This is a genomic window from uncultured Sphingobacterium sp. (genome assembly GCF_964277905.1).
In the GTDB taxonomy this organism is placed as follows: domain Bacteria; phylum Bacteroidota; class Bacteroidia; order Sphingobacteriales; family Sphingobacteriaceae; genus Sphingobacterium; species Sphingobacterium siyangense.
Genome location: NZ_CAXYKD010000018.1, coordinates 19,498 through 27,309, shown reverse-complemented (window position 1 = coordinate 27,309; position 7,812 = coordinate 19,498). Strand labels below are relative to the sequence as shown.

At 41.9% G+C, this 7,812-nt stretch carries 9 protein-coding genes; all 9 read right to left on the bottom strand.

Annotated elements, in window-relative coordinates:
* Positions 1–1,213, bottom strand: a 1,213-nt coding sequence (nuoL, locus tag ACHWSC_RS08385; protein WP_394676442.1) for an NADH-quinone oxidoreductase subunit L, incomplete at its 3' end; no start/stop codon positions are given.
* A gap of 19 nt (positions 1,214–1,232) precedes the next feature.
* Positions 1,233–1,562: an NADH-quinone oxidoreductase subunit NuoK gene (gene nuoK, locus ACHWSC_RS08380; protein WP_046673084.1), complete on the bottom strand. Its 330-nt coding sequence runs from the start codon at positions 1,560–1,562 to the stop codon at positions 1,233–1,235.
* Entirely contained in the window at positions 1,562–2,059 is a 498-nt protein-coding gene (locus ACHWSC_RS08375) for an NADH-quinone oxidoreductase subunit J (protein WP_046673083.1), read from the bottom strand. Before ACHWSC_RS08375 ends, nuoK begins: the two co-directional genes overlap by 1 nt.
* A gap of 11 nt (positions 2,060–2,070) precedes the next feature.
* Positions 2,071–2,580 (bottom strand): NADH-quinone oxidoreductase subunit I, encoded by a 510-nt coding sequence (locus tag ACHWSC_RS08370; RefSeq protein ID WP_070560982.1) that lies wholly within the window; start codon positions 2,578–2,580, stop codon positions 2,071–2,073.
* 13 nt (positions 2,581–2,593) lie between these two features.
* Complete coding sequence (nuoH, locus tag ACHWSC_RS08365; protein ID WP_286734159.1) at positions 2,594–3,637, bottom strand: NADH-quinone oxidoreductase subunit NuoH; 1,044 nt, start codon at positions 3,635–3,637, stop codon at positions 2,594–2,596.
* Between the two features lie 8 nt (positions 3,638–3,645).
* Positions 3,646–4,665 (bottom strand): 2Fe-2S iron-sulfur cluster-binding protein, encoded by a 1,020-nt coding sequence (locus ACHWSC_RS08360; protein WP_286734157.1) that lies wholly within the window; start codon positions 4,663–4,665, stop codon positions 3,646–3,648.
* A gap of 30 nt (positions 4,666–4,695) precedes the next feature.
* Positions 4,696–6,051, bottom strand: coding sequence for an NADH-quinone oxidoreductase subunit NuoF (gene nuoF, locus ACHWSC_RS08355; RefSeq protein WP_394676441.1), 1,356 nt, complete (start codon positions 6,049–6,051; stop codon positions 4,696–4,698).
* A 1-nt stretch (position 6,052) separates the two neighbouring features.
* Positions 6,053–6,574, bottom strand: a complete 522-nt coding sequence (nuoE, locus tag ACHWSC_RS08350; RefSeq protein WP_075990305.1) for an NAD(P)H-dependent oxidoreductase subunit E — start codon at positions 6,572–6,574, stop codon at positions 6,053–6,055.
* Positions 6,567–7,802 (bottom strand): NADH-quinone oxidoreductase subunit D, encoded by a 1,236-nt coding sequence (locus ACHWSC_RS08345; RefSeq protein ID WP_075990306.1) that lies wholly within the window; start codon positions 7,800–7,802, stop codon positions 6,567–6,569. Before ACHWSC_RS08345 ends, nuoE begins: the two co-directional genes overlap by 8 nt.
* Between the last annotated feature and the right edge of the window lie 10 nt (positions 7,803–7,812).

Sequence of the window (7,812 nt, the reverse complement as noted above, 5' to 3'; positions counted from 1 at the left end):
TTTCGTCTTTGGAGAAGAAGCCAGAGAATGGTGGAATTCCTGCAATCGCAATTGTCCCCATCAACATCGTCAGATAAGTAATAGGCATTGCTTTCTTCAAGCCGCCCATTTTACGCATATCCTGTTCCTCACTCATACCATGTATAACAGATCCGGCCCCTAAGAATAGTAATGCTTTGAAAAAGGCATGAGTCAATACATGGAAAAAGGCTCCAGTAAATGCTCCGACACCTAGGCCAAGAAACATATAGCCCAATTGTGAAACTGTGGAATAAGCCAAGACTTTCTTAATATCATTTTGTGTCAATGCAATCGCAGCAGCTAACAGGGCTGTACAGATAGCTATGACAGAAATGAGCTGCAACGTAAACGGTGAAAGAATAAACAATACATTGGAACGTGCAATCATATAAATACCGGCTGTAACCATCGTTGCCGCATGGATCAGGGCCGACACGGGGGTCGGGCCAGCCATGGCATCCGGCAACCAGGTAAACAAAGGTATCTGCGCCGATTTACCTGTCGCAGCAATAAATAACAAAATGGTAATGCTAACGACTGTGATATCACCAACAGCAAAATTCTTGGCCGCTGGAAATACAGTCGAAAATTCTAAGGACCCAAAAGTTCCAAGTATTAAAAATACCGCAAGCAGAAAACCCAAATCACCTATTCTATTCATCACAAATGCTTTTTTTGCTGCATTTGCATACGAACTATTCTTATACCAAAAGCCAATCAATAAATAAGAACATAGTCCTACACCTTCCCAACCTATGAACATGACCAGGTAATTGGATCCCAATACCAATAGCAACATAAAAAAGATAAAGAGATTCAAATAAGCGAAGAACTTACCAAATCCATTATCATGATGCATATAACCAATGGAATAGACATGGATAAGGAAACCAATTCCGGTAACGATTAAGAGCATGATCGCACTTAACGGATCTACCAAAAAGGACAGACCTATCTTGAGATTGCCCACTGCAATCCAATCAAATACATGTTGTTCAATGATGCCTGCTTGTCCAGCCTGTCTCGCTTGGTAGACTTCGGAGAACAGAAGGCAGCTACATACAAAAGAAATAAGCACTACAGCGCTGCCAACAGCGCCTATCATACCTTTGGAAAAGGTATTCCTACCCAATCCATTCACTATAAACCCGATTAAGGGCAAAAGGGGAATCAACCAAACTAATTCACTCATCGTATTTATTTCTTAAGTTCTACCAACGAAGTTTATTTAAGGAATCGATATCCACAGACTTCGTATTCCGATATACCATAATAATAATCGCCAAGCCAACGGCAACTTCTGCCGCCGCCAATGCCATGATAAAGAAGACAAAGACCTGTCCTGACGAATCGCCATGCTGCACTGAAAAAGCAGCTAAAAGAAGATTCACCGCATTCAGCATCAATTCAATAGACATCATAATAATAATGACGTTACGGCGAATAAGAACACCGATAACACCAATAACGAAAATAATCGCACAAAAAATCAGATAATGATTTATTGGCACCCCCTGCAACTGTTGAACAACTGTTTCCATTAGATTTGTTTAGGTTCTTTCTTAGCTAATAATATTGCCCCAATCATTGCCGTCAATAACAATAATGATGATAACTCAAAAGGAAGCAAAAATTCGTTAAACAACACCTTACCCAGATTCTTAACCAACCCGATTTCTGGATTAACAACAGTCAAGGGATTAGAAATATCAAATACGCGGTATACACCGAAGAAAGTCACCAATAGGCAACAGCCGGCGATAACTCCCATAAACTTAACCAAGTTGGATTTCATGGGTTCGGTATCCTTATTCAGGTTGAGCAGCATCAATACAAATAAAAACAAAACCATGATGGCTCCCATATATACGATGAAATTCACCACAGCCAAAAACTGCGCATTCAAAAGAATATAATGTATTGTAAACGTAAAAAACGTAATGACCAGATACAGTACACTGTGTACAGGATTTTTTGTAAAAATGGTCAGCAGCGCAAAGAAAATAGACAAGAAGGCTACAAAATAAAATACTGTCATAATTTCCTGGTTTAGCTCTTTAATTTGGTAATATCAAAAGTTGGTTCTACCAATTTATCTTTTCCATAGATAAAATCCTTACGGAGATAATCTGCTGTCACATGTGGTCCATCCAGATAGATCGCTTCTTTCGGACAGGCCTCTTCACATAGACCACAGAAAATACATCGCAACATATTGATTTCATATACTGACGCATACTTTTCCTCGCGGTAAAGATTTTCTTCACCTTTTTTTCGCTCGGCAGCAGTCATTGTAATCGCCTCTGCAGGGCAGGACAAAGCACATAATCCACAGGCTGTACACCGCTCACGCCCTTCCTCATCACGTTTGAGCGAATGTTGCCCCCTGAAGTTTTTCGAATAAGGTCTTATTTCCTCAGGATATTTAATGGTTGGAATTTTCTTAAAAAAATGCCTTAATGTAATGCGTAAACCTTTGATAATAGCGGGAAAGTAGATTCTTTCCGAAAATGTCATCGGTTTTTGTTCAATTACTTTTTTACGATTGGTTAGTTGCATAAAAAGTCCTTTCTTATGAGAAATAAGTATCTTTAATCAATGTAAATACACCTGTAAGTACAATATTGGCAATCGCCAATGGAATCAACATCTTCCAGCCCAGATTCATCAATTGATCGTAGCGGAAACGTGGTAAGGTCCAACGCACCCACATAAAGAAAAAGATAAACAGCAATATTTTAATGAAGAATACAACCACCCCGATGATCGTGATCATATTGGCAGACAATCCCATATCATTCATAAAAGGGAAATTATATCCGCCAAAATAGAGTGATGCCATCAATGCAGAGGAAACGAACATGTTAATATATTCGGAAAACATGTAGAGTCCCAATTTCATGGAGGAGTACTCCGTATGGTAACCACCAACAAGCTCCGTTTCACATTCCGGCAAATCAAATGGAACCCGATTACATTCGGCAAAAGCACAGACCATAAAAATGATAAAACCCAACGGCTGTGCCCAGATATTCCAATTGACAAAACCCGACTGCTGCGCAACGATTTCTTCGAGTGTCAAAGTGCGCGTTACCATCAATAGCGCAATAAGTGATAATCCCATTGCAATCTCATAACTGATACTCTGTGATGCTGCACGAATTGCCCCCATAAGTGAGAATTTATTATTGGAAGCCCATCCGCCCAACATGATACCATATACACCTAATGCAATCACACCAAACATATACAACACCCCTACATTGATTCCTTGTGCAACCTGCAAAGAAATCGTTCGGTCTCCAATCTGTAGCTCCTGCCCCCAGGGAATAACGGCTGAACTAATACATGCCGTTATAATCGCAATTGTAGGCCCCAAAATAAAGAGCACCTTATGTGCACCAGCGGGTATAATTTCCTCCTTAAAGAAGAATTTACCACCGTCACACAGTGGTTGCAAGATACCAAAGAGACCAGCCCGATCAGGACCGTATCGATCTTGCATAAAACCTGCTATTTTACGTTCCGCAAGTGTCGAATACATCGCGATCACCAAGGTGATAACGAATACAATAGACACCAGTATTAATTTTTCTATGACAAAAGACCACTCCATGTTTGTGATTATTTCAATTTTTCTGTTCTAGCCAACTGTTCGCGATTTTGTTCCTGTAGTATCGGATTCTCCTTAACAACTTTCGGCGGATTAAATAACTCGTAGTGATTGGCGGAAATGACGGAATGTCGGTCTATTTCTGTTGGTTCCTCCAACACCCAATCGCTTGTTTTTTTCTGATCAAAGCGACAAGTATTACAGATAAACTCTTCCACTTCACCAAACTCATCCTTTCGAGCAGTTACCCGAATGACCTCTTCTCCCTTATACCATAAGGTTACCTTACCCGAACATGTCGGACAATCGCGATGAGCATCGACGGGCTTCGTAAACCATACCCTGTTCTTGAAACGGAAGGTTTTATCTGTCAAAGCTCCCACAGGACATACATCAATAACATTTCCGGAGAAATCATTATCGATTACATTTTCAATATAAGTCGATATCTCGGCGTGATCTCCTCGTCCTAAGATACCGTGTACACGCTGGTCGGTCAACTGATTTGCGACATAAACACAACGGTAACATAAGATACAACGGTTCATATGCAATTGGATCTTATCGCCCAAATCAATGCGTTCGAAGGTACGTCGATCGAATTCGTAGCGTGTATGAGCACTGCCATGTTCGTACCCAAGATCCTGCAATTTACATTCACCAGCCTGATCGCAGATTGGGCAATCTAAGGGATGGTTAATCAATAAAATTTCAACAACACCTTTTCTTGCTTCCACCACCTCTGGCGAAGTAATATTTTGCACTTCCATACCGTCCATCACCGTTGTACGACAAGAAGCCACCAATTTCGGCATCGGTCTTGGATCTTTTTCAGATCCCTTGGAGACTTTTACCAAACAGGTACGGCATTTACCGCCACTCCCCTCCAGTTTGGAGTAGTAACACATTGCCGGAGGGACTATATCGCCGCCGATCTGTCTCGCTGCATTTAATATGCTTGTCCCAGGAGCAACCTCTACCGGTATACCATCGATGGTGACCTTAAACTTTACATCTTCCGCTTCTGCCATGATATGATTAATTTATCGTTACAGCTTCTATTATGATACTATTGGTTGTAAAGGATCAGCATAATGTGCCAGTCCATAATTTCTTGTTTGTGACTCTTCCGGATGCAGGATATGCCATTCAAATTCATCCCTAAAGTGTCGTATTGCAGCTGCCACAGGCCATGCCGCAGCATCTCCCAATGGGCAAATTGTATTCCCTTCTATTTTTCGTTGAACGTCCCACAATAAATCAATATCCTCCATAGCACCATGACCGCTCTCGATCTTATGCAGTACCTTCTCCATCCAGCCTGTTCCTTCACGACAAGGCGAGCATTGACCACAGCTTTCATGATGATAGAATCGCGCAAAGTTCCAGGTATTACGCACCACGCACTGATTCTCATCAAATACAATGAAACCACCTGATCCGAGCATTGTACCAGTTTGGAAGCCACCATCAGCCAGTGATTCATAAGTCATCAATCGGCTATTTCCAGCGGCAGTTTTCAAGATCAGATTAGCCGGTAAAATAGGCACCGAAGAGCCTCCGGCTACGACAGCCTTCATTCGTTTCCCATTGGCAATACCACCACAATATTCGTCAGAGTAAATAAATTCTTCAACGGGCAGACCGAGTTCGATCTCATAGACACCTGGTTTTACAATATTTCCGCTAGCGGAAATTAATTTTGTTCCGGTACTACGCTCTACACCGATCTTAGCATACTCCTCACCACCCAAATTAATAATGGGAACTGTCGTTGCAATAGACTCCACATTATTCACCACTGTCGGGCAGTTATATAAACCCGCTATCGCGGGAAAAGGGGGTTTAATACGCGGATTACCTCGTTTACCTTCTAAGGACTCTAATAAAGCCGTTTCCTCACCACAGATATACGCTCCACCTCCCGGTTGAACATAAATCTCCAGATCATACCCCGAACCTAAAATATTTTTACCCAAAAACCCTTTTTCCTTGGCTTCAGCAATAGCACGCTCTAGAATTCTGATCTGTGGCATCATCTCTCCACGCACATAGATATACGACGTGTGAGCCCCCAAAGCGAAGCTCGATACAATCATTCCCTCAATAAGTGCATGCGGAATATGTGTCATTAAAAAACGGTCTTTGAATGTCCCTGGCTCAGACTCGTCGGCATTACAGACCAAATAGCGCGGCACCCCCTCAGGTTTAGCCAAAAAGGACCATTTCATCCCCGTAGGAAAACCAGCTCCCCCACGGCCACGTAATCCAGACTTCTTAACCTCTTCGACAACATCCTCAGGAGACATTGTCTTTAATACTTTTTCAACAGCAACATAACCACCTTTTTGTCGATAGACCTCAAAGGTATTGATGCCCGGAACATCGATATGAGTCAACAAAAGTTTACGTGCCATATTATTCTGTTTTAGCTTTTAAATTATCAATCAATTCGTCGACTTTATCTTCTGTCAGATTCTCATAGAATGTATATTCAGGACCGATCTGTAAGACTGGTCCAAAACCACAGGCAGCCAAACATTCTACACCACGCCAAGAGAAAAGCCCATCGCTTGTGACCTGCCCCTCCTTTACACCGAGCTTTTGCTCTAAATGCCCCATAATACGCTCTGCACCGACCAAACAACAAGGCCCGGTACGGCAAATCTCCAGCACGTATTTTCCTTTGGGTTGCAACAGGAACATGGTATAGAAGGTTGCCACCTCATATACCTCAATCGGTAATATATTCAGGTAAACAGCAACCTTATCCATCGCATCTGCACTGACCCAGCCGTATTCCGCCTGAACCAAATGTAAAATGGGCAATAAGCCCGATTTCTGCTTTCCTTCAGGGTAACGGCTTACCACTTCTCCAAACTTGGCTAACAATTCTGGAGAAAACGTTACATTTTCATTATGTTGTTTTACACTAAGCATCTAATTCTCCAGCTATAACGTTAAGACTACTCATATTTATAATAGCATCTGAAATCAGCATTCCTGCACTCATTGGTGCAAACATCTGATAATTGACAAAAGAAGGTCTCCTGAAATGCAGACGATAAGGTGACCGTCCACCATCATGAATCAAATAAAAACCAAGTTCACCATTTGCCCCTTCGACCGCATGATAAACTTCGGCTTTAGGTGTATCCACCTCACCCATGACGATTTTAAAGTGGTAAATTAGAGCTTCCATATTGGTATACACCTGTTCTTTCGGAGGTAAATAGAAATCAGGAACCTCCGCATGGAAGACGCCTTTAGGTTCTTTCTCAATTTTCGCTAATGCCTGTTCAATAATCCGAAGTGATTGCCACATTTCGGCGTTCCGAACCATGAAACGATCGTATACATCACCTGTCGTGCCAACAGGCACATCGAAATCAAATTCTTCATACGAGCAATAAGGATTCTGTACACGCACATCGTAATCTACACCTGTCGCCCGTAAAATAGGACCAGACCACCCATAATCCAGGGCATCTTCTGCTGTTACAGCAGCAACACCCGACGTTCGTTCTATAAAAATGCGGTTACGAACAAACAACTCTTCAAACTCTTGCAATACCGGAGGATAGCGTTTCAGAAATTCACGTATTTTCTCAAAGGCTATAGCATTGAAATCACGCTCGAAGCCTCCAATACGACCAATGTTCGTTGTCAGACGAGCGCCACAGATTTCTTCAAAGATTTCATAGATAAACTCGCGTTCCTGCATCACATACAAAAAGCCGGAAAAAGCACCCGTATCTACCCCCAAAATACCATTACAAATAATATGATCCGCAATACGGGCAAGCTCCATGACGATAACACGCATATATTGCACCCGCTTAGGAATCTCTATTTTAAGTAGTTTTTCAACGGTCATATGCCAGCCCATATTATTGATTGGAGACGAGCAATAATTTAGACGATCAGTCAAAGGCGTTATTTGATAAAAAGGTCGATGTTCAGCAATTTTTTCAAATGCGCGGTGAATATAACCGATCGTGGACACACCACTCACAATACGTTCGCCATCGATTTGTACCACGTTCTGAAATACACCATGCGTAGCGGGATGCGTGGGACCAATATTTAGGGTAATCAACTCGTCTTGCGGATCGTTGTCTTCGAAGACAGGCTGATTAGATGTTATCTTGCTTATAAATTCGCTCATATCGTATAAA